Below are 23,429 nucleotides of genomic sequence, written 5' to 3'. Positions count from 1 at the left end.
AAGGAAATATTTCCTTGCAGTGTGTAGACAAAGTATAATCTTAATGAAATATGCAATACCCATGTTGATCGTAGTGAAAGGCGCGCAGACTCCTGCGGGAGGAAGGGACAGGTAAGACCCCGCAACGGAGTGAGGAGGCTTACGGACCGCCCGCTGGAAAGCGAAGCGCCTGTAACGAAGAACAACAAGAAAATGCAAAACTAAATATAATTAGAGTTTGTCAACAGTCTGAAAAAAAACGTGTGGTGATACCTTTGTTCAAAATTTTCATTATAGAAGACGACCAAACATTGTTTGCAGAATTGGAAGAACGTTTGACGCAATGGACTTATGATGTGCATGGCGTGTCTGACTTCAGCTCCGTGCTGCAGGAATTCACAAACATCGAGCCAGACCTTGTCATCATTGATATCCAGTTGCCAAAGTATGATGGCTTCCACTGGTGCAGGATGATCCGGAATCATTCCAAGGTTCCCATCATCTTTCTATCTTCACGAGACCATCCGACTGACATGGTCATGTCGATGCAGCTAGGAGCGGATGACTTCGTTCAAAAGCCGTTCCATTTTGATGTGCTTATTGCCAAAATACAAGCTACCCTAAGACGCGTCTATAATTACAGTTTCGAAAAAGTCACTTTGAAAACATGGGCCGGAGCTACCATTCACTATGAGAAGAATACGGTCTCCAATCCTAACGGAACCATTGAGCTCAGCAAAAATGAGCTGTTCATTTTGCAATTATTGATTGAACATAAAAACACGATTGTCAGCAGAGATGAAATCATAAACCGGTTGTGGGACGACAAAAGATTTGTGAGTGATAATACCTTGACTGTAAACGTCAACCGGCTTCGCAAACGCTTGGAGGAGATCGGGCTTGGTCAATACATTGAGACGAAGGTAGGACAAGGCTATATGGCTTGGGAAGAGGAAAACATCCATGGTTAAACTTTTTCTAAAAGAAAGGCAAAGTTGGCTGGTTTTTTTTCTATGCATACATTCACTACTTCTTTTCATCGCCTATCTGGATGCCTCGATAAATATCACTTCCATTGCCTATTACACCTTCCTTTCTACCATCCTTTTTATCGGTTTCCTTGTATATCGTTATCAGAGAGAAACGATTTTCTATAAGGAGCTAAAGGAATTGGATCCTACCATGGATCTTTCAGAGATGAGGGAAGCAAATCTACCTTTTGAAAAGGTTGTCCAAACCGCCCTTGTCCACCATATCCAATACCAAAAACGCCGACAATCAGCACACACGAAGGAGTTAGAGTTGGAGAAAGAGGAAATGCTTGCATGGATTCATGAAGTAAAAACCCCGCTGACAGCAATGAAGCTGATGATGGATAGGCTGGATGATCCCAAAGTGAAAAAGCAAATCACTTATGAATGGTTGCGCATACACCTTCTCCTCGACCAACAGCTTCATCGGCGCAGAATCCCCTCCATGGAAAATGATTTATATATGGAAAAAGTAGACATGGAAGCGCTAATCTTTGATGAAATCAAGACCCTTCAATCGTGGTGCATTCAAAAAGGCATAGGATTTGATGTGGAGCTTTCTGAAAGAAATGTAGTGAGTGACAGTAAATGGCTTTCCTTTATTATTCGACAGTTGCTTACCAACGCCGTCAAGTACAGCCATTCAGGGGACATTGAAATAAAAAGCTTTACTGATGATGGATTGATCATATTATCCATAACAGATCATGGACTAGGTATAAGCAGCCGTGACTTGCCAAGAATATTTGATAAAGGATTCACTTCCACCAGCAATCACCATAATCAGGCAGCAACTGGGATGGGGTTATTTTTGGCTAAAAGGGCAGCAGATGCGCTCTCCATATACATCGATGTAAAATCCACACCTGCACAAGGCTCCACCTTCATCCTGACCTTTTCCAGAAACAATGAATTTGTAGATATTTGGAGCATGTGACAAAACTGTCACACGCTTCTTCATTTTGTTAGGAGAATCGCAGGAAAAGAAAAAACCTCCGTACTATACTGGTGTTAGAAAAGGAGAGTGAAACGCATGAGCATCCTGCATGCATCAAATATACAAAAAAGTTACGGTAATCGATTCAACAGACAAGAAGTTCTAAAAGGAATCGATCTTAGTTTGGAAGAAGGCGAATTCGTCAGCATCATGGGAGCTTCCGGTTCTGGGAAGACCACCCTATTAAATGTCTTATCATCCATCGACAAAGTGACAGATGGGACCATTCAAATAAACAATAAAGAAATCACGATCATGAAAGAAAAACAGTTAGCGGAATTTCGCAAGCACCACCTCGGCTTTATCTTCCAAGAATACAACCTGCTTGATACATTGACCGTTAAAGAAAATATTCTTCTACCCCTTTCCGTTGCCAAGGTTTCAAAGAAGACTGCAGATGAAAAGTTCAAGACAGTAGCGGATGAATTGGGCATATTTGATTTAAAAGATAAATACTCCAACCAAATATCCGGAGGCCAGAAGCAAAGAACCTCTGCAGCAAGGGCCTTCATCCATGAGCCAAGCATCATTTTTGCGGATGAACCAACCGGTGCGCTGGATTCAAAGGCCGCTTCTGATCTATTAGATAAGTTGAGTGATCTGAATAAGAAACGCAAGGCGACCATCATCATGGTGACGCATGATCCTGTCGCGGCAAGCTATTGCAGCAGAATCATCTTTATTAAAGACGGACAAGTCTACACACAATTAAACAGAGGGGATGAAACGCGACAGGATTTTTTCAAGGACATCATGCGAACACAAGGTGTGCTTAGTGGGGTGCAGTATGAGCACTAATCAATTGATCCTTCGAAATTTAAAAAAGAACCTAAAGAATTATCTGCTCTATGTATTTGCATTGGTCTTTACTGTGGCCCTTTATTTTGCCTTCGTGACGCTTCAATTCGATCCATCCATGGATGCAGCAGAAGGCTCGATTAAAGGGGCAGGTGCCATTAAAGCAGCTTCTGTCTTATTAATTGGGATTGTCACTGTCTTCTTGCTTTATGCCAACACGATTTTCATCAAGCGCCGGAGCAAGGAGATTGGACTCTTTCAATTAATCGGCATGACAAAGGGGAAGATTTTCCGGATACTGACCATGGAGAACTTCCTTCTTTATTTCTCTTCCATCTTGCTTGGGGTTTTGGCCGGGTTCTCTTTCTCCAAACTCATTTTACTGATTTTGTTTAAGGTGACAAGTGTCGATTCTGTTGCCCAGTTACGCTTTTCACCAGAGGCTCTTTCGCAGACGCTACTTGTGTTTGGATGCATCTTTTTATTGATCATGGCGATGAATTATCTTTTTATCAAAAAGCAGACCATTCTTTCCTTGTTCCGTGTCCTCTCCTCATCAGAGGAAATGGTCAAGCGAATTTCTGTTTGGGAAATCCTCATTGGCATTGCTGGGTTATGCCTTATCAGCTCCGGTTACTATATGTCATCTAAAATGTTTGACGGTGACTTGACCTCTGCTACTATGCTTTTTTTGACCATGATTTATATACTTGGGTCAGTCATTATCGGGACGTATTTATTTTATAAGGGCTCTGTTCGATTTATCTTTCATTTGATCCGAAAGAAAAAAGATGGTTATTTGTCCATCAACGAAGTCTTGTCCCTTTCTTCCATCATGTTCCGAATGAAATCGAACGCCTTTCTGTTAACGGTCATCACCACCGTTTCTGCCTTGGCAATCGGTTTGTTGTCGTTAAGTTATATTTCTTATTATTCTGCCGAAAAATCCGCAGAACAAAATGTGCCGAATGATTTCTCCATTTATCATTCTGAGGATGCAGATACCTTCAGAAAATCGCTGGACGAAGTAGATATCCTCTATTCTGCTAAGGAAATAGAAGTGTACCAGGCAAAAGTAAATATGGAAGAGGTAATAAATTCAAATGCGGAAGGACTATATGTTGATATTGCTTCCATACAGACAGCTGTTATCGGGGAGAATTCAGTGGAAGGCCTTGAACTATCAGAGGGTGAAGCGATATTGACCGGTTTCAGCAGTATGCTAGCTTCCATTATCAGCTTTGAGGATTCCGGAAGGATAGAACTCATCGGCATGACAGAACGTATTCCCCTCGACTATTTGGAATTACGGGATGATTACCTTTTATCCCTTCCCTTTACATCAAGTGGATTTCCGATAGTGGTAGTGGATAATACCGTCATGGAAAGATTATCTGTCGATTTAGATCAAGAAATACAGCGATCCTCTTATTTATATACGGGAATAGATATTTCTGATAAGCAAGATTTGAATCAAGCCATTTCTATTTTTGAGGACCTGGATTTAGGGAGTACAGGACCCAATGATTCACAGCTGCTTACAAGTAACAGCATGAAAAACAACATGGGGTTTGTGATGTTTATCGTAGGATTCCTTGGTTTGACCTTCCTCGTCACATCCGGCTGCATTCTTTACTTTAAACAGGTGGACGAAAGTGAAGAGGAAAAACCTAACTATACTATTTTACGAAAATTAGGGTTTACTCAATGGGACTTGTTAAGAGGCATTCAGGCTAAACAGCTATTTAATTTTGGTATTCCACTTGTTGTCGGGTTGCTACACAGCTACTTCGCTGTACAATCAGGCTGGTTCTTCTTCGGAACGGAAGTATGGACGCCGATGATTATCGTGATGATTATCTATACAGGACTTTACTCCATCTTTGGATTCCTGTCTGTCCTGTCCTATAAAAAAGTCATCAAAGACGCACTATAGTAGGAAAGGGAATTGCTCCCTTCCTACTTTTTATTTAGGGAGATTCTTTTTTATCCATGTTTTTCATTGAAAATATTTCTCAATTAGTCATTGACAACCCCTATTAATAGTCTTATAGTAATAATTGTTACGACATTGATAATCATTATCACTAGTGTAAACTTACTATAAACTGGGGGTTACATAAATGGTTCGCCTACATACAAAGGACTTGAACATTGGCTATGGTGAACGCTTGATAATAAAGGATTTATCGGTTGAACTACCAGATAAGCAGATCACGACCATCATCGGATCCAATGGCTGCGGAAAATCCACCCTTTTAAAGGCTATCACCAGGATTATCTCCCATCAATCTGGCGCTATCCTACTAGATGGACAAGAGATTGCCAGAGAAAACACCAAATCTCTTGCCAAAAAGATGGCCATTCTCCCCCAAACACCTGAAAGTGTAAGCGGATTAACAGTCGGTGAGCTTGTCTCCTATGGCCGGTTCCCCTATCAAAAAGGATTTGGACGTTTGACCAAAAAGGATTATGAGGTCATGGATTGGGCACTTGAGGTAACAGGAACAACAGAGTTTAAATATCGTCCGGTTGACGCACTATCCGGCGGTCAACGCCAGCGCGTCTGGATTGCCATGGCTCTTGCCCAGGAAACAGAAATCATTTTCCTGGATGAACCTACTACCTATCTGGACATGGCCCACCAATTGGAAGTCCTGGAACTTTTACAAAAGCTAAATAGAGAACAGGAACGCACCATTATCATGGTCCTCCACGATTTGAACCAAGCTGCCAGATTTGCCGACTACCTGATCGCCTTAAAGGATGGGAACATCGTCAAGTCGGGTAATTGCGAAGAAGTAATTACACCGGATGTATTAAGACAAGTCTTTCAAATCGACGCCGAAATCGGCCGAGATCCAAGAACAAATAAACCTATGTGCTTAACCTACAACTTACTTAAAGGAGACAACCATGATGAAAAAATTAATGATTCCCTTCGTATTCCTGCTATTGCTGGTCGTTAGTGCCTGCGGGAACACAAATAATAATGCAACCAATAACAATGGTGATACTTCAAATGAGGGAAATGCTTCCTCCTCTGAGACCATTACTTATCAAGCCGAAACAGGACCAATTGATGTACCAGCAAATCCTCAAAGAGTCGTTGTCATAAACTCTTTCGTTGCTGGAAATGTCATGGCCCTTGGAACGAATATTGTTGGGACTGACTCTTGGGCAATGGCAAATCCTCGTTACCAAGAATACTTGAAAGATGCAGTGGAAGTGACGGATCAAGATTTAGAGAAAATTATCGAATTAGATCCAGACCTTATCATCGCTGCCTCCAATGCAAACAATCTTGATAAGCTTGCGGATATTGCTCCTACTGTCGCGTACACATATGGAAATGTGGATTATCTTACACAGCATGTTGAAATTGGCAAACTACTAAACAAAGAAGAAGAAGCCCAAAAATGGGTGGATGACTTCAAGACACGCGCTCAAGAAGCTGGAGAAGAGATTCGCGCTAAAATCGGCGAAGATGCTACTGTCTCCGTTATCGAAAACTTTGATAAAGAGCTTTACGTTTTCGGCGACAATTGGGGACGCGGAACAGAAATTATTTATCAAGAAATGAAGTTGAAGATGCCTGAGAGAGTAAAAGAAGAAGCTTTAGAAGCAGGGTATCATATGCTTTCCTTTGAAGTATTACCTGAGTTTGCTGGGGATTATGTTGTCTTTAGTAAAAATTCAGAGGGAGATACATCCTTCCAGGAAACCGAAACGTATAAGAATATCCCGGCTGTGAAGAATGGACAGGTTTTTGAGGCGGATGCGAAAGAGTTCTATTTTAATGATCCAATTTCCCTTGATTTCCAGTTGGAGTTCTTTAAGGATAGCTTTTTAGGAAACTAAGACTTTTTGGAGGGATGCTTCTATTAGTAGAAGGTCCCTCTTATTCTATCGTTACCATTTGTTTTTGCTTGAGCTCGTTGATCTCTGTTCAAGACACTGCGGATCAACAAGGTATAGCTCCATTCTGATATAGAAAAGATGAGGAATATGAAGATTTCGTTGGAAAGAAGCATTCCCTTTACAATTAAATTCATTGTGGCGCTCATCGTCTTTGTGGCGGTGTTTTTTGCTGCGATGGTTTTTGGGGCTGCTGACACTACCATTCGGGATGTGTGGTTGGCCTTAACTTCTCCCACATCAAGTGGAGATAAAATTCTGATCCTTCGTGAAATAAGGCTTCCACGTGAAGTGGCTGCGATATTTGTGGGTGCTGGCTTGTCGGTTGCAGGTGCCATTATGCAGGGAATGACCAGAAACCCCCTTGCAGATCCAGGACTGCTTGGTTTAACAGCTGGGGCGAATGCTGCCCTTGCTATTACACTGGCATTCTTTCCTTCTATTAACTACTACGGAATCACCATTGCTTGTTTCATTGGGGCAGCTGTAGGGGCAATCATGGTATTTGGTTTAGGTGCGATGAAAAAAGGCGGATTTTCCCCTCTTCGCATCGTCCTGGCTGGTGCGGCAGTCTCCGCCTTTCTTTTTGCCATCGCTGAAGGAGTAGCATTGACCTTTAAGCTATCACGAAATGTTTCTATGTGGACAGCTGGTGGGATTATCGGGACCACCTGGGGGCAACTGCAACTAATCATCCCTTTGATAACGGTTGGGTTGCTTGTGGCGCTTTACCTCTCCAGACAGCTTACCATCCTCAGTCTCAGCGAGGAAGTGGCTGTTGGGTTGGGGCAAAAGATCGCAGTGGTCAAAGGGATATTATTTATCGTCATTATTTTATTGACGGGTGCTTCTGTAGCACTTGTCGGGAATATGGCCTTTATCGGGCTGATGGTCCCACATATCGTGCGCGCCATCGTGGGAACGGATTACCGCTTTATCTTGCCGATGTCCGCGATCGTTGGGGCCATCTTCATGCTTTTCGCGGATACATTAGGCCGTACCATCAACGCCCCTTTTGAAACGCCTGTAGCTGCTATCGTGGCAATGGTCGGGCTCCCTTTCTTCCTTGTCATTGTCCGTAAAGGAGGGAAAGCATTCTCATGATCCATCCATCTATTATAAAAAAACAACGTATTATCGTGCTTCTTTTAACTTTGCTTATCTTGCTCACCGTAGTTGTCGGAATCGGCGTGGGACCTGCCTCCTTGTCATTTGACCGGCTGATACCAACGATTTTGGGGCAAGGTACTTTTAAAGAAGAGTTTGTTTTGTTTTCCATCAGGCTTCCACGTATTGTGATCACGATTCTTGCAGGCATGGCGCTCGCATTATCAGGTGCCATTCTACAAGGAATTACCCGTAATGACTTGGCGGACCCAGGAATCATCGGGATCAATGCAGGGGCAGGGGTGGCAATATCCATTTTCTTCTTGTACGTCCCGATTAATGTGGGCTCTTTTGTTTATATGTTGCCAGCGGTTGCTTTTTTAGGTGCGCTGATTACGGCAATATTGATTTATTTGTTCTCTTATCAGAGGGTTGGCGGTCTTCAGCCTGTCCGGCTCGTATTGGTCGGAGTCGGTTTTTCCATGGCACTTTCGGGGATGATGATCATCTTGATATCTTCTGCTGAGCGTGTAAAAGTGGATTTCATCGCCAAATGGCTGGCAGGTAACATTTGGGGCTCGGATTGGCCATTTATATTGGCTTTATTGCCATGGCTTCTTGTGTTGGTTCCTTTTACCCTGTATAGAGCCAATCGTTTGAACTTGCTTGGCATGAGTGAGCCAGTAGCCATCGGGGTTGGGGTATCGCTTGAAAAAGAGCGCGTGGTATTGTTGTTGGCGGCAGTGGCATTGGCAGCTTCGGCGGTCTCGGTGACAGGTGGAATTGCCTTCGTCGGGTTAATGGCACCTCATATGGCCAAATCCTTGGTCGGGCCTAGAAATCAACTGTTTCTCCCGGTAGCGGTCCTCATTGGTGGCTGGCTGTTATTGTTTGCCGACACAATCGGACGCAACCTGATCGATAGTGGGATTCCAGCAGGCATCATGGTCGCATTGATTGGAGCGCCTTATTTTATGTATTTGTTGTTGAAGAAATAAAAAAGGGGTCTGACCTTCACCGCTGTAAAGCGGTGAGGGTCAGACCCCTTTTATCCCTTTAACTCATTACCAAATCACAGGCCCTATTCACTAGTTGACCTTCGTCAATATAGAGGATGCGGTCGGCGATGGCTTTGGCGTCTGCAAAGTCATGGGTGACGAAGATGGAGGTGATGCCTGTTTTCTTGAGGATCTCTTTTAACTCGTCACGGATTTTCTCTTGCAGATGGGCGTCCAGATTACTGAACGGCTCGTCAAGGAGCAATAGTGACGGTGCGGGCGCCAAGGCTCTGGCAAGGGCCACACGCTGCTGTTGTCCCCCGCTTAGCTCATACGGATAACGATGTCCGTATTCCGCCAAATTGATTAAGCGGAGCATTTCCTCTAGTCGCTCCTGCTTTTCTTTCCTGTTCATTTTTCGTAATCCATACTTGATGTTCTGGGCTACCGTCATATGCGGAAACAATGCATAATCTTGGAATACCACTCCTATTCCGCGCTTTTCCGGTACGATGAATGTTTTGGGATCAAACATCACTTCCCCATTTACTTTCATACTTCCAGACGTAGGGTTTTCGAGTCCTGCAATGATTCGTAACAGCGTACTCTTTCCACTTCCACTTTTTCCTAGTATGGAAACGATCTCCCCGCGCTCAATATCGACCTGGATATGGTCGAGCGTATTCTTTTTCGTATTTTTATACTGGAACTGCAAGTCTCTGATCTGAATAAACATCAGTTTGCCTCCTTATCAAGTACCCGGTGAAAAATAAAGATACACAAAGCACTTATGAAGATGATCATCAGGGAAGCGATGGAAGCCTCCTGTACTCGTTCATCATTTGCATATTTGAAAGCCTGCGTGGCGAGTGTGGAAAAATTGAACGGCTGTAAGAACAAAGTCAACGGTAGTTCTTTTAGAATATCCACAAACACCAAGATGAATCCACTGGCGATCGCACCGCGCAATAGTGGAAGGTCCACAAGGAAAAATGTCCTCAACGTCGAAGCTCCAAGCATCCTCGAGGTTTCCGAGTATCTGTTCCCTATCTTTTCAAAGCCTGCCTCAATATTGTTAAATCCAATGGCAAGAAATCGTATCACATAAGCAAATATCAGCATCACCAGGGTCGTGCGTAACACAAACTCCGGTTTCAGGTTGAATTGCGCCAAGAAGGTCACAATGTATTGATCCAATGACATGAATATCGTAATGACCGCAATGGCTATAGCAGCACCAGGAATGGAATAGCCAAGTGTCGTCACCCTTGAAATGAACTTGGTCAAAAGGCCTGATTGCAACCTTGTATAGTTGGAAATGATCAGTGCCACAAAGATGATGATAAGTGAAGCAATCGTTGCTACGAAAATAGAGTTCTTAGCAAGGGTGATGAATTGTGCATTAAATACCTTCTCATACGTCATGAATGCCCAGCGCAGCAACTGAAGTAACGGAATGATGAATGCGATGGTAAAAATCCCGAAACAATAAGCAAAAACCCCCCAGGCTTTTGCTCCCGTAAGTTTTTTGGGCTTGATCGGACGGACTTTGGAAGAGGGATCAAAGAATTTTTTCCTACCCCTTAGAATCCTTTCAAACATGAGGACGACCATCACGATGATCATCAAGGTCCCAGCAAGCTTCAAGGCAGAATCCAAATCCATCATCCCATACCATGTACGGAAGATAGCGGTACTCACAGTCTGTATGCCAAAATAGCTTGTTACCCCATAATCATTCAGTACTTCTAAGATGACAAGTGTCACACTCCCCACAATTGCAGCCCGTGAGATCGGCAACGCAACCCGGAAGAATGTATCTATATCATTTCCGCCTAGCAATCTTGCATTCTCTAATACGGATGCAGATAAATTCTGGAAAAAGCTTCGCGTAATTGCGTATACGTATGGGAACAGCGTCACGGTAAAAATGAAGATAGCTCCCTGTATGCTCATAATATTGAAGTAGGACTGATTAACCTGCATATCAAATGAATTGCGCAGGGTCGTCTGTATGACACCTGTATAATTTAAAATACCGTGAAACGTATAAGCGGCAATATATGGTGGAATCGCCAACGGAAGAATCAGCGCCCACTTCAGAAAGTTCCGCATCGGAAAGTGATAAATCGTGATCAGCCACGCAAGACTTGTACCGATCAGCATCGTCGCAAGTGACGTAAAAATAATGATTACTACTGTATTTTGAAGATAATCCTTCAGTAAGTATTCTCTTATATGAAGCCAGTTGTCATTTCCTTCTGTAAAGAATTCAACGGCTATCAGTAAATTAGGTATCAATATAATCGTTATAAAAAGAAGACTAGCAAGAGCCCATCCTTTATGGCGCACCCTTGACCAATGAAACCGACCCACAGATGACACATCCTTCGTTGGTAAAGACCTGTTGCCTCTTTGTTTCTCCATTCTAAATTATAACGAAAATCATTCTCAAATGGAACAGAAGATTGCAAATAAATAGAACCGAAGCACTATCTGGTGTGCTTCGGTTCATGGTTTGTTCATATTTATTTCCAGCCAACCTCGTTGAAGATACGGATCGCTTCTTGTTGGTTTTCACCCAATTTGGAAAGGTTGATGTCTTGCTCCTTGAACTCACCCCAAGATTTTAATAGCTCGGACGGTTCTACATTTGCATTCACAGGGTATTCAGAGTTCGCTTCAGCAAATTGGCCTTGTGCTTCTTCGCCACTTAAGAACTCAATGAACTTGATGGCATTTTCTTTGTTTTTCGCATGCTTAGTAACACCAGCACCACTGATATTGATGTGCGTTCCTGTTGTCTCTTGGTTCGGGAAGAATACGCCAACGTTTTCAGCAACCTTCTTCTCTTCTTCATCTATTCCATTTAACATAACACCAATATAGTACGTGTTCATGATCGCTACATCTGCTTCGCCTGCAACTACAGCTTTGGCTTGGTCACGGTCTCCACCTTCAGGATCACGGGCCATGTTATCTGCAATCCCTTGTGCCCACTCTTTTGCTTGGTCTCTTCCCATGATGTCGATGAAAGATGCTAAAAGTGACATGTTGTACATATTTTCAGAAGATCTTACCACCACACGGTCTTTCCATTCCGGTTCAGTCAGAGCTTCATAAGTGGAAAGCTCTTCAGGGCTTACACGCTCTTTATCATAGACAATAACACGAGCGCGTTTTGTCAAACCAAACCAATGATTATCCACATCACGTAATTTTTCCGGGATGTTTTCTGCAAGGACATCACTCTCAACTGCTTGTAATAGTTCGCGCTCTTTTGCTTGGTGAAGGTTACCAGCATCGGCTGTGATATAAACATCCGCTTCTGTTGCTTCTCCTTCAATGTTTAAGCGCTCCATTAGCTCTTCGCCTTTACCTTCTACCACGTTCACTTTGATTCCAGTTTCTTCTTCAAACTTTTTGTAAAGTGCTTGGTCCGCTTCATAGTGGCGGCTTGTATATAGGTTCACTTCTCCGGACTCTTGCTCATTTGTTGCTTCTTCGTTGGTACCTTCTTCTGTATTGTTGCCTTGAGAAGATGTATTTCCTGTATTTCCGTTGTTATTCGTGCTGCTCACACAGCCTGTTAATGCCAACATTAGAGCCAGCATCATACTTAAGATGACAGTAAACTTTTTCACTATGTACACTCCCTATAAATATATTAGTTTTATTAAAAATGATAATCACTCTCATTTACTATTGTAATGATAATCATTTTCAAGTCAATGCTATTTTAGCTTTTTTCTGTATTTTTTTTATGTTTCACGTGAAACTCTCTATTTCCAGCCATTTATAAAGATTAAAAGCTCTATTTTTCGTACAGACTGCTAGATAAAGAGAAGGATCTAATTGGTAGGGAGAGGTTATTTAAAGTGGAACTTAATTGGATAGAAATTTTGATAAAAGTTGTAGTTGGTTTCTTTATGCTATTCACGATTACCCAAATACTTGGGAAAACCACCATTAAGCAGTTGACCCCCTTTGATTTTATATCTGCCATAGTTCTTTCAGAGCTACTTGGGAACGGAATCTATGAAGAAAAGGTCCATATTGCTTATATTTTTTTCACTATTTTCACTTGGGGAGTATTATTGGTAATCATGGAAAAGTTGCTTTTGAAATTCAAAAAGCTAAGAGGTGTTTTGGAAGGAAATCCATCCATCATCATCCGGGATGGTCAGATTGACCGCTATCAACTAAAGAAGAACCGTATGAATATTAATCAGTTGCTTAGTGTATTACGACAAAGTGAGACCTTCTCGATAAGAGAAGTTGCCTTTGCCATCCTGGAATCCAATGGTTCTATCAGCATAATGAAGAAAAGTAAATACCAGAAGGTTACCCTTCAAGATCTACAAATCCCCCCTCAACCAACCTACCTAAGTACATCTTTGATTATCGATGGCGAGGTCCTAGAAGACAATGTGAAAGACCTTGGCTTTGACATGGGGTGGCTACAGCAGCAGATTCGTTCTAAAGGTTATTCCAAGGTAGATGATGTACTATATGCCGACTGGATAAAAGATGATGGTATCTATATCATTCCTTATCGTTCCAAGGCCAATTAAAGAAAGGTGCCCTTCCATGAATGGCACCTATCAATACTATTTGCTTTTTCCGTAAACGTTGTTGCTTCTCGGAAAAATTTCAATTGTCGACTTTTTGCATGTGAATAGCAACAATCTTTAAGAAAAGTGCCTTACTATTTCATATCCTTTTTCCACCTTGCATAACCACCAAGCATATTATGGACATCCTTGAAGCCATTTGCCTGCAACAAACTAATGGCTATCGCCGACCGAACCCCTGAGCCACATTGAAGGATAAGGGGCTGATCCTTAGGTACTTCATCCAATCTATCAGGCAAGTCGCCAAGCATGATATGCTGCGCCCCTTCAATATGTCCACTCTTCCACTCGGAATCATAACGCACATCCACTACTTGTGCATCCTTGCTACTGATCAGTTCCTTTGCTTCTTCCGGCGTAATGTCATGGTAGGATTCCAGCTCAGCTGTCATCCGGATTGCCAAGTCTACATCCATATACCATTTCAATTTATCTATCCCGATGGATTGAAGCGTCTTTTGTATCTCTTCCAGTTTATTGGGGTCAGTCAAAAGGTAAAGTGGACGTTCGTAATCAATGATCCACCCAGCCCAATTAGTGAATGCCTGGTTGAATGGGATATTCATTGTTCCTTGAATATGCTCTTTTGAAAAGAGTGCAGCCTCCCTGGTATCAATGACCTGTGCCCCTTCCTTTATGTTCCTGTTCAAAACTGATATATCATCCAAGCGTTTAGGCTTCTCCATATCCTCTATGAAATTAGGGCCAACCTTGTTTACGCGCTTCATCACCCCAAAATACTTCGGCGGCTCCGGTTGTCCTTCCAATAACTCCTTGGCAAAGGAATCATACTCTTCATGTTTAAATGCCCAATTTACTTGTTTCTCGTAGCCAACAGTGGAAGAAGGGATGGCACCCAATGACTTCCCACATGGGCTTCCTGCCCCATGACCTGGCCACACTTGTACATAATCAGGGAGGCGCTTGAATTTGCTTAAAGAACCATACATATCTCTTGCACCTTTGTCAGCCGAACCTTCCTTTTGTGCCGACTTTTCTAAGAGATCTGGTCTTCCCACATCCCCCACAAAAACAAAATCACCTGTGAAAATACCCATGGGATGTTCCGTTTTCGCTCCTCCATCCGTCACTAAAAAAGAAATGCTCTCAGGTGTATGGCCTGGAGTATGGATCACTTGGAATAAAATATTACCAAGCATTATTTCATCTCCGTCCTTCACCAATTGATGAGGAAGCTCTTCGATATTTTCATATTTCCATTCATTATCGCCTTCGTCGGAGAGATACATTTTCGCTCCTATCTGTTTGGCCAACTCTCTTGACCCTGCAACAAAATCAGCATGTATATGTGTTTCTAGTGAGCCTACAATTTTTAGACCTTCCTTTGTGGCAGCCTTTATATAAGGCAAGATATCACGCGCAGGGTCGATGATGAATGCCTCTTTCGATGCTTGGCATCCTACCATGTAAGAAGCCTGCGCCAAGTTCTCGTCATAAAAGTATTTCAGTAACATGCTCTACCTCCTTTATTCTTTGGTCCGATATAATTCTTTTATTCCCTTAGATAGCTTCTCCTTAACCTTTGGAATTATTTAGTGAAACCTTCCTTTTGACCAGATCGTATAGGTAGTAGGAGTGTGAATGATATGAATATAACAATGAATGAACCAAGGGAGAAGATAGCTAATCAAGCCGTTCAAGTATGGCGCATTTCTAATACGATTGGACATGGCATTGCACTCATCGTTTTAGGAATCCTCCTATATAGCAGTGAGCACTTTAATTGGTACAGTTGGATACAAATCACTTTATTTGTGCTAGTTGGTTTAATTGGACTATCCGCCATATTTTCCATCTTTGTAGAACCGGTTTTTTTACAAAAAACATGGCGTTATGAGATCGATGAGGAATTTATTCAGATGAAAAATGGAAGATGGAATGAAAGTCATACGTTGGTACCCATGGAAAAGGTGGAATTTGTCCGGACAGAGCAAGGTCCGATTATGAGAAAGTACGGACTATACAACCTTATAATAGGGACTACCACTAGCCAGCATACCATTCCCGCCATTCCCGCAAAAAAGGCCAAATTGTTAAAAATAAAAATAGCACATCTGGCAAAGGTGAAAGAAAGTGATTTGGCTGAAGGAGAGGAAGGTTGATGACCCAAGAGGTAAAAAGATTTCATCCAGCGTGGATGATGTTTGAGGTAGTCAAACTGATGAAGAATTCCATCGCCATCTTTCTCTTCCTATTTGTTTTAAAAATCAACTCTACATCCGAATGGGTAATATGGGGACGTTACCTCTTTTTGGTTGGTATCGGCTGGACACTGATTATGATTCTATTAAAATGGGTCTTCTATCGGTATGAAGTAGTCGGAGATTCTATTGCCCTTAAAGAAGGAATCTTCATAAAAGAGCAACGGACTGTCTCTTTTGATAAGATACAAAATCATCATACCAAGACCACCTTCTTGCATAAATGGTTAGGCTTGACCTCTCTGACACTTGAAACAGGAACTTCACTTGAGGAAGCAGTGGTTTATTTTCCTGTATTGAAAACAGACGAAAAGGAACGAATCCTATCTAGACTTGAAAATAAAGATCCTGAAACAGTGGAAATCTCCGATATCGAGGTAGGGCAGGAAGGAAGGAATATTCACTTCCGTTCCAACAAAAAAGATTTATGGAAGGCCTCCTTTACTTCCTTAAGCTTTCTGGCCATTTTCCCTTTGCTATCTACGATATATTTCAACCTGGCCGATTTCTTCGACGTAGAGGATACAGCAGAAGGAGCTTTTGATTATTTGCTTTTGCATTGGTGGATGCTGATCATCCTTTTCTTGCTGGCAATGGCCATTTCTGTAGGCATCGGCTATTTGCAAACAACCATCAAGTATGGAAACTATGAAATCAGTGACGATGAAGAGAGAATTTATATAAAAAAAGGTGTAGGAAGCACGAGCAGTTTTGTCATTCAAAAAGAAAAAGTACAAGCTGTTGTAGTGGAACAATCAATGATTAAACGCCTTCTGGGTCTTGCTTCTGTAAAATTGATCAGTGTTGGTGCTATGAAAACTGAAGAACAGGAGACAAGTTCTCTCTATCCTTTTATGCCTAAACAAGAGGCATATCAGCTAATGGAGGCCCTGTTGCCACACTATCCAATACAAGAAGAAATGGAGCGATTTCCAATTAAAGTGCTCTGTTACAAATTGCTTGTACCTTATTACTTCACTATCATTACAGCTATTGGGCTATTTATTTTCAAAAAGGATTGGATCTGGATTGCGGGTATTGTTTTAGCAGTCACGCTGATTACTCGCATATTGGACTACCTTTTCACCAGTTATCTCCGCCAAGAAAACACCGTTCAGATTCGCAAGGGTGGACTTACAAACGAAACATTTATCACACATTACAAACGAATTCAACAGGTGTCGGTGGAACACTCCTGGCTGCAGAGAAAATTCGGGATTGCCTCTTTGTACTTTCACAACCGGGCAAACCCACTTCACATAAGTGAACTTCATGGAGTGTCGATGGAAGAAGCGAGCGGATTTTTTAACTGGTTCAAGGAGAAGAGGAAGCGACTTGTACACCGTAATAAAAAGATAAGCTAAAAAAAGCAAGGACCCTATCAACATACCGGGACCTTGCTTTTTTTTATACCGTAATATTAGGTTTCTCGTCTTGCTTCTTTCCTTGGATAAAATTGATTGCCATGGTCACTCCCACCATAATAATCCCGTAAATATCTGAATTGGATTCAGGCAGGATCATCATTAGCGCACCAGCACCCATCAGGATACGTAAGATGACATTCAGTCCTGTTCTGAAGTAGCCTTCCACCGCTGCACTCAACGCGATAATTCCGATGATGGCCGTTACAGATATTAAAAGGATCTCCATGATCGGAGGCATGGCGAAATCCCTTGCATTTACCGCGACGTCTGTCGTATCAATCATTAACATTGCAGGATTATAGACAAATAGATATGGAATGATAAAACCTGCAATGGACAGCTTCAGGGCGTTGAAACCGGTTCGCATCGGATCGCCACCCGATATCCCAGCTCCTGCAAATGCTGCAAGTGCAACAGGTGGTGTGATATTGGCGAAAATCCCAAAGTAAAACACGAACATATGCGCAACCAGGATAGGAATGCCGAACTCCGCCAACGCAGGAGCAGCCATCGTAGCCGTAATGATATAGGCCGGGATCGATGGTAACCCCATTCCCAATACCATGGATGCAATCATCGTGAAGAACAGAGTAAGGAACAGGGAATCTGCCCCAAGGCTTGTGATGGATGTTGTCATCACATTACCAAAACTTGTTAAGCTGACGACACCGATGATGATTCCCACTACCGCACAGGCCACCATCACGGATAGGGACTGTCTCGCACCATTTTCAAGCGCTCCAAGGATATCCTTGAAGGACATTCTGGTGTTCTTCCTAAATGCCGCCACAACCACCGTCGAGATGATGGTATAGAACGCAGCATGCGCAATCGGAAGATTTTGATAAAGCAATACGATTAAAAAGACGATCGGCAGTAATAAATGACCGCGCTCTTTCATGATTTCCTTTACTTTCGGCAGGTTCGCTTTCGGGATGCCTTTCAGGTTGTCCTTTCCTGCACGGAAATGGACCTGCATGATGACACCAAGGAAGTAAAGGACAGCTGGGATTAAAGCAGCAAGCGCAATCGTACCGTAGGCAATACCCGTTGTTTCGGCCATGATGAAGGCACTTGCCCCCATGATCGGCGGCAGGATTTGTCCACCAACGGATGCACTTGCCTCTACCGCACCGGAAAAATTCCTTGAGTAGCCGATTTTTTTCATCAAAGGAATGGTAAATGCTCCTGTACCAACCACGTTTGCTACTGCTGCCCCGTTGATACTTCCCATGAATCCACTCGAGATGACCGCCACTTTTGCGGGTCCCCCTTGCTTATGTCCAGCTAGAGCCAAAGCAAGATCATTGAAGAACTGCCCCATGCCAGAACGTGCCAAGAAGGCGCCGAACAGGATGAACAGGAAGATGAAGTTTACCGAAGCACCGATGGCAGTGGAATAAAGCCCTTCCGTTTTCAAAAATAGCTGTCCAAAAATGTCCCCAAGGTCATATGGACGTGTTGCCATTTTAAGCGGCATCCAATTCATATGGCTGACAAAAGGATAGGCAAGGAAAATGAGTGCAATGATCGGTAAAATAATTCCTGTTACACGCCTTGCCGCCTCCAAGACCAGAACGACGGTCATGATGGCCACCAAGATATCCAATGTATTTGGAATCCCTCCACGGGAAGTAACGATTTGCGTGTATTCTACAATCAGATAGCCTGCAGACCCAAGGGCCAGGAAAAATAAAATCCAGTCATACCAAGCTACCTTTTTACGGTCCTGCTTTTTTGTAACAGGATACAAAACAAAGATCAGGGCAATCCCCACCGCCACGTGAATGGCCCTTTGTTGCAAGGCGGGCATTGGGTTAAAAGTAATGTATAAATGGAATAAGGAATAAAGGATGGCGATGGCAGAAACCAATAAAACAATTTTTTTGTTTGCAAATTTGCGGACCTTGGACTCTGCATCATACTTTTCCAATACCTCGGCCTTCTTCTCTTCCGATATCATGTCTGTATCCTTTAATGGATCTGTCACTTTTTGCTTATCCGTCACTGTATCTCACCTCTTAGGAACTCCCACACTGGCAGTTTTTTTATTTCAATTTTTACACTATCGTAGTCTGCTACCATTTCATAGAGACGGTACTCTTTTGAGTCCGTGATAAGCATTGTTTCCACGTTCGCCGAAACGATTAAATCGACCGATTCCACTTCACGGTCTATTTTCATATGGACATAGCCATCGGTGGATGGGATCACTTCCCCATCAGATGGAGTGCCTGCCCCAAACGTCTTAAATCTGGTCTTCACCAAAAAGAGACGGCTCCCCTCTTTCTCATAAGTTTCCATCCACGCTTCTTTTTCAACAGAATGGATCCAAGAGACTTCAAACCTGTCCTCCTTTAAAGCAAAACCGCCACCTTCATAGGATACATAAAGGGTCGGAACCTTCATAAAAAGGAAAAGAAGGAGCACGATCAAAACTGTGCTCCCAAGAATGAAAATCTTATTGTTCATCGTAGAACTTCTGTGCTCCTGGATGTATTGGCGCTACCATGCCCTCTTGTGCGTTCTCTAAAGAGATTTCCGTTGCAGCTTGGTGGGCATTTCCTAGTGTATCCAAGCTATCAAAGAACGTTTTCGTCAATTCATAGACATCATCTTCACTAAGATCACTGTTAACTACCAGTGCATTCATAATTGCCGCAGTCGGTATGGCTTCTTCGTTATCGTATGTGCCTTCCGGGATTTCTAATGCGACAAAGTATGGTTGATCTTGTGCAATCTCTTCAATTTTGGCAGGATCTACAGATACAAGCTTCAAATCAATTGTTTTAGCAAGTTCCAATACAGACGCATTCGGTAATCCACTTGTCAGGAAGGCTGCGTCAATCGCCCCGGACTTCAGCCCATCAGCAGCTTCTGCATACCCCAAATAGTCGACCGTAATGTCGTCATAGGAAATGTCGTGACCAGCAAGAAGGTTTCTTGCATTCACTTCCACCCCAGAGTTCTGATCTCCTACTGCAACACGTTTCCCAACCAAGTCCTCAATCGTCTCGATTCCAGAATCCGCTGTTGTGACAATCTGTACAAAGTTCGGATAAAGCGTTGCAACTTGTGCGACATTTTCTACCTTTTCAGAGAAGTTACCCGTTCCTTCCACCGCTTCTGTCAACACATCACTCATCACAAAGGCCATTTCGATCTTGCCTTCTTTAATTAGGTTGATGTTCTCAACAGAAGCACCAGTAGCCTGTGACTTAGAATTTACCCCGTACTCATCAGAATAGATGTTAGCCAAAGATGAACCGATGATATTGTAAGGGCCAGATGATCCACCTGTCCCGATTGTTACCAATCTAGTATCCAAACCTTCGCCGTCCCCACCACTAGCACCTTCTCCACCGCCACATGCCACAAGCATGGAGCTTATAGCTAAAGCGCTTACAATCGTTGTACCTAATTTCTTGAATTTTTTCATTGTTAACCCTCCCCTTTGTTTTGAAAAATCGTTCGGATAAGCGTTCGGAAATATTTTACCAGAATAATAGTTTCACTTCAAATAATATTCTGTATTTTTAGAAATCAAATTGTATAAATAAAGAGTGTCAACCTTTGTTTGATAAGTCGGACACTCTTTTTCATTTTATTTATTATTCAAATAGGCGACGGCCTCTTCTAGATTATCTGTGTAAAATTCTGCGTTTTCGTAATCATAGATGACTTTTAGCTCTGTTACCATATACTCATCCGGGTGAATGGCATTGAATAGCCAGTCCCACCATTTTTTTCGCTCCATCTCTTTTACCGCCTGATTCACTTTGTCTTCATGAACCTTGATGGCTACAAAACGTGGGAACGAAGAAAATTGTCTTTCCGGGAACTTTCTTTGAAATATTCCCCACTCTTCGACAAATCGATCAACTAAAACTTCGCTAACTAACCCAACAGCTTTCAAGTCACTAAATTGCACTTCAAGCTTGTCATATTCCTCCCGGGATAATTCGTCTTCTACCAGAATGGCAACAGCATAATCCTCATATTTCCTTTTCTTTTTAAACATGTACACCCTCCACCTTTCTGTTTCTTTCTTTCGGTGCCATTTAGGAAGGCTGTTTCACTTTTACCCTTTGAACCACACCAAGTATCTCGTCCATGAGTGCCTGTCCTTGTGACTGCTTTGCCTCGAGCACTTCGTTTCCGTCCTTTTGTACCATCCTTAATGTCCAATTGGCAGAAGGAGAGGTCAATAGGTGCATCCCTTCGACCCTCCACTGCTCGTCTCCCCGATAAAAGGTCATCAGTCGGTTTGTATGTATTTTTCTTTGGATAGCCATGTCCAGTTGTTTGATAATCGGTTCTTCTACCAGTAACGCATGCCTTTTTGCTAGCTCGTCCTTGTTTTCAAGTTTCATAGTCGCACAATAAATATTGTATTCTTCTGGAGTAAGATAGAGACTCTTAGTCTGACGGACTGGAATATTCTCCACCCCCGTCAACATCCGCGGAATGATCACTTGATTCCACGTCCAATCGGGGGCAGGATGGCTTTGAAGATCATACGCCTCTTCATCACGCTTTCTCACTTCCACCACCTTGTCCTCGCTGAAATAAAAGAGGCTTTGATCGGATTGGTCGGTCAATATTTCGGTAATCATGTTGGACTTTGCCATTACCCACAACGTTTGAATGAAATCTTCTTCAAATTTCAACTCGCCTTCCACCAGGTCTACCAGCTCCATTTTATGAAGCTTCTTGAAAGTATCCTCCCATTCCTGCTCCATGTCTTCAGCGCGGTGTCTGAGGAATGGATTTGGAATGCCGACAAGGACTTTTGCTCCTAGCATTTTGGTTAAAAGGTAGAGGTCTTTTATTGTTAGGGTCCAGTTCATTCTTTACACCTCCATAGACTTAAAAATAGTTGCTGGCATTTTCTTTCCTCATTTTTTTAGGGAGTCCGAATTCTGGGTATATAGTTTTAACAGCTTCGTAGTTTTTGCGTATAAAAAAGTATCTATGAATAAAAATTGAGAAATAAGCTGTTAAGATGGTAAAGAAAGAAAAAAGGGAAATATAAAAAAGCATTTTAATAGATTTATCATAAACAAGAGTCAGGAATAGCTGGGAGAGCAAGTAACCTATACCAGCTGCAGCTAGGTATGGAGTTGTAGTTTTGTTATACTCCATTTTTTGTAGCTTTGCATACGTTCCGCTGTATAGCACCTTAATATTAACAAAATTCATTATTAATATTAAAGCTACCAACGAGATTAGCCCTATAATAAATGGCATATACCCCTTAACACCTATTATTAAGTAAAGGATTTTTTGAATAGAAAGAAATAATACATATGAATTGATTACACCATATACCCCAAAAAACAAATAATAAGAACGTTCATATTTATATGGATCTATGATGTACAAGATTGCCCAGATATGTATAAAAATCATAGGTATCAAGGCAGAACGTTTTATCAAAAGGTTCACCTATAATTGGGAAAAAAGCGATGAAATCAAGAAAAATAAGAAAAAACACGATTATATTGCTTCGATTTTCCTTAGGGGCTTGGAACCGTAAATATGACGCGGTTATAGAATCTATTTCTTTTTTCAAGTGATACATCCTTTCAACAATAAGTCCTTTAAGACTTTTTTTTACGTTTCATTTGGAAGATATTCCGCTGATTTTTCGGCAATCCGAAGTCAGGATGAATTTCTTTTACCAAGCTGAAATTTTTCTTAATAAAAAAATATTTAAAAGAATGCTGTCACAATTGCCAGTAAAGATAATAGGGAAACTATTAAAACAATAATAAAGGATTCCGAATATACGAGAGACATAATTAATTGTGCCAAAAAGTATCCCACCCCAGAAAATGCAATGATAGGCGAGACATTTACTTTACTACCATTTTTATGTAATTTTGCGTAAAGACCAGAATACAGGGCTTTAACATTAAAAACGTTAAAACCAATCAACAAACCTCCATATAGAATAACTCCCATTATGAATGGTATAGGAGAGGTGAGATTTAAGTGAGCATACATCAGCTTTTGTGTTGCAAGGAAGTAGACATACGTGTTGATATATCCATATACTCCTAAAAACAAATAATAAGATTTTTCAAATCTATATGGGTCAACAATATATAAAATTGCCCAAAGGTGGATGATAACTACAGGAAAAATTGCAGCTATAAAGTAATCCCATGCATATGGATACGCAAGTAGTGGCAACAAACCAATCAAATCCAGCGCTACGATGAAAAAGACTAAGATGTTCCCTCTATTTTCTTTTGGTGTTTGTAGATTTAAATAAGAAAGGGCAATCTCCCTCTTATCAACGTTTCTCATTGC

At 42.0% G+C, this 23,429-nt stretch carries 22 protein-coding genes; 11 read left to right on the top strand and 11 right to left on the bottom strand.

Annotated features, from left to right (window positions below; all coding sequences use genetic code 11):
• The first annotated feature begins 254 nt into the window (after positions 1 to 254).
• The 8 genes from EKQ44_RS05940 to EKQ44_RS05905 all read left to right on the top strand — a co-directional run bounded on the left by EKQ44_RS05940 (position 255) and on the right by EKQ44_RS05905 (position 8,828).
• On the top strand, positions 255 to 950 hold the full coding sequence (locus EKQ44_RS05940; protein WP_237662656.1) for a response regulator transcription factor: 696 nt from the start codon (positions 255 to 257) through the stop codon (positions 948 to 950).
• On the top strand, positions 943 to 1,947 hold the full coding sequence (locus EKQ44_RS05935; RefSeq protein ID WP_237662655.1) for a sensor histidine kinase: 1,005 nt from the start codon (positions 943 to 945) through the stop codon (positions 1,945 to 1,947). The genes EKQ44_RS05940 and EKQ44_RS05935 overlap by 8 nt, the downstream gene beginning before the upstream one ends.
• Before the next feature lie 96 nt (positions 1,948 to 2,043).
• A complete protein-coding gene (locus tag EKQ44_RS05930; protein WP_237662654.1) occupies positions 2,044 to 2,805 on the top strand; it encodes an ABC transporter ATP-binding protein in 762 nt (253 codons plus the stop codon).
• On the top strand, positions 2,795 to 4,741 hold the full coding sequence (locus tag EKQ44_RS05925; RefSeq protein WP_237662653.1) for an ABC transporter permease: 1,947 nt from the start codon (positions 2,795 to 2,797) through the stop codon (positions 4,739 to 4,741). Before EKQ44_RS05930 ends, EKQ44_RS05925 begins: the two co-directional genes overlap by 11 nt.
• A 187-nt stretch (positions 4,742 to 4,928) precedes the next feature.
• On the top strand, positions 4,929 to 5,774 hold the full coding sequence (locus tag EKQ44_RS05920) for an ABC transporter ATP-binding protein (RefSeq protein ID WP_237662652.1): 846 nt from the start codon (positions 4,929 to 4,931) through the stop codon (positions 5,772 to 5,774).
• Positions 5,725 to 6,666, top strand: coding sequence for an iron-hydroxamate ABC transporter substrate-binding protein (locus EKQ44_RS05915; protein ID WP_237663303.1), 942 nt, complete (start codon positions 5,725 to 5,727; stop codon positions 6,664 to 6,666). The genes EKQ44_RS05920 and EKQ44_RS05915 overlap by 50 nt, the downstream gene beginning before the upstream one ends.
• 147 nt (positions 6,667 to 6,813) lie before the next feature.
• Positions 6,814 to 7,827 (top strand): FecCD family ABC transporter permease, encoded by a 1,014-nt coding sequence (locus EKQ44_RS05910; RefSeq protein ID WP_237662651.1) that lies wholly within the window; start codon positions 6,814 to 6,816, stop codon positions 7,825 to 7,827.
• Positions 7,824 to 8,828, top strand: coding sequence for a FecCD family ABC transporter permease (locus EKQ44_RS05905; protein ID WP_237662650.1), 1,005 nt, complete (start codon positions 7,824 to 7,826; stop codon positions 8,826 to 8,828). Before EKQ44_RS05910 ends, EKQ44_RS05905 begins: the two co-directional genes overlap by 4 nt.
• 58 nt (positions 8,829 to 8,886) lie before the next feature.
• On the opposite strand, the gene EKQ44_RS05900 is transcribed toward EKQ44_RS05905, so the two are convergent.
• From EKQ44_RS05900 to EKQ44_RS05890, 3 genes are all read right to left on the bottom strand, one after another.
• Positions 8,887 to 9,564, bottom strand: coding sequence for an ABC transporter ATP-binding protein (locus EKQ44_RS05900; protein ID WP_237662649.1), 678 nt, complete (start codon positions 9,562 to 9,564; stop codon positions 8,887 to 8,889).
• The gene (locus EKQ44_RS05895) at positions 9,564 to 11,204 is read right to left on the bottom strand and encodes an ABC transporter permease (protein ID WP_237662648.1); all 1,641 of its coding nucleotides are present in this window, start codon (positions 11,202 to 11,204) and stop codon (positions 9,564 to 9,566) included. Before EKQ44_RS05895 ends, EKQ44_RS05900 begins: the two co-directional genes overlap by 1 nt.
• Before the next feature lie 152 nt (positions 11,205 to 11,356).
• Entirely contained in the window at positions 11,357 to 12,445 is a 1,089-nt protein-coding gene (locus tag EKQ44_RS05890) for a Fe(3+) ABC transporter substrate-binding protein (protein ID WP_269151589.1), read from the bottom strand.
• Between the two features lie 261 nt (positions 12,446 to 12,706).
• Between EKQ44_RS05890 and EKQ44_RS05885 the strand changes: the two genes are divergently transcribed.
• Positions 12,707 to 13,402 carry a DUF421 domain-containing protein gene (locus EKQ44_RS05885; RefSeq protein WP_331254648.1) on the top strand — a complete coding sequence of 232 codons (696 nt, stop codon included), beginning with the start codon at positions 12,707 to 12,709 and terminating at the stop codon, positions 13,400 to 13,402.
• 134 nt (positions 13,403 to 13,536) lie between these two features.
• Here the strand turns inward: EKQ44_RS05885 and EKQ44_RS05880 are convergent, their stop codons facing one another.
• Entirely contained in the window at positions 13,537 to 14,937 is a 1,401-nt protein-coding gene (locus EKQ44_RS05880) for an MBL fold metallo-hydrolase (protein WP_237662646.1), read from the bottom strand.
• Between the two features lie 132 nt (positions 14,938 to 15,069).
• On the opposite strand from EKQ44_RS05880, the gene EKQ44_RS05875 reads away from it, so the two are divergent.
• Complete coding sequence (locus tag EKQ44_RS05875) at positions 15,070 to 15,585, top strand: PH domain-containing protein (RefSeq protein WP_237662645.1); 516 nt, start codon at positions 15,070 to 15,072, stop codon at positions 15,583 to 15,585.
• Positions 15,585 to 17,048: a PH domain-containing protein gene (locus EKQ44_RS05870; protein ID WP_237663301.1), complete on the top strand. Its 1,464-nt coding sequence runs from the start codon at positions 15,585 to 15,587 to the stop codon at positions 17,046 to 17,048. The genes EKQ44_RS05875 and EKQ44_RS05870 overlap by 1 nt, the downstream gene beginning before the upstream one ends.
• Before the next feature lie 43 nt (positions 17,049 to 17,091).
• Here the strand turns inward: EKQ44_RS05870 and EKQ44_RS05865 are convergent, their stop codons facing one another.
• The 7 genes from EKQ44_RS05865 to EKQ44_RS05835 form a co-directional block, all read right to left on the bottom strand.
• On the bottom strand, positions 17,092 to 19,074 hold the full coding sequence (locus tag EKQ44_RS05865; RefSeq protein ID WP_237663300.1) for a TRAP transporter permease: 1,983 nt from the start codon (positions 19,072 to 19,074) through the stop codon (positions 17,092 to 17,094).
• A gap of 41 nt (positions 19,075 to 19,115) precedes the next feature.
• On the bottom strand, positions 19,116 to 19,583 hold the full coding sequence (locus tag EKQ44_RS05860; RefSeq protein ID WP_237662644.1) for a DUF1850 domain-containing protein: 468 nt from the start codon (positions 19,581 to 19,583) through the stop codon (positions 19,116 to 19,118).
• Positions 19,573 to 20,550 (bottom strand): TAXI family TRAP transporter solute-binding subunit, encoded by a 978-nt coding sequence (locus tag EKQ44_RS05855; RefSeq protein ID WP_237662643.1) that lies wholly within the window; start codon positions 20,548 to 20,550, stop codon positions 19,573 to 19,575. Before EKQ44_RS05855 ends, EKQ44_RS05860 begins: the two co-directional genes overlap by 11 nt.
• 165 nt (positions 20,551 to 20,715) lie before the next feature.
• Entirely contained in the window at positions 20,716 to 21,132 is a 417-nt protein-coding gene (locus EKQ44_RS05850) for a hypothetical protein (protein WP_237662642.1), read from the bottom strand.
• Between the two features lie 40 nt (positions 21,133 to 21,172).
• Positions 21,173 to 21,961 (bottom strand): hypothetical protein, encoded by a 789-nt coding sequence (locus EKQ44_RS05845; RefSeq protein ID WP_237662641.1) that lies wholly within the window; start codon positions 21,959 to 21,961, stop codon positions 21,173 to 21,175.
• Positions 21,962 to 21,980: 19 nt separating this feature from the next.
• Positions 21,981 to 22,550, bottom strand: coding sequence for a hypothetical protein (locus tag EKQ44_RS05840; protein WP_237662640.1), 570 nt, complete (start codon positions 22,548 to 22,550; stop codon positions 21,981 to 21,983).
• Positions 22,551 to 22,826: 276 nt separating this feature from the next.
• Positions 22,827 to 23,426 (bottom strand): hypothetical protein, encoded by a 600-nt coding sequence (locus EKQ44_RS05835; protein WP_237662639.1) that lies wholly within the window; start codon positions 23,424 to 23,426, stop codon positions 22,827 to 22,829.
• Positions 23,427 to 23,429 lie beyond the last annotated feature (3 nt).

Source organism: Sutcliffiella horikoshii (genome assembly GCF_021991925.1).
Classification (GTDB): Bacteria; Bacillota; Bacilli; order Bacillales; family Bacillaceae_I; genus Sutcliffiella_A; species Sutcliffiella_A horikoshii_F.
This window is presented reverse-complemented; position numbering and strand designations above follow the sequence as displayed.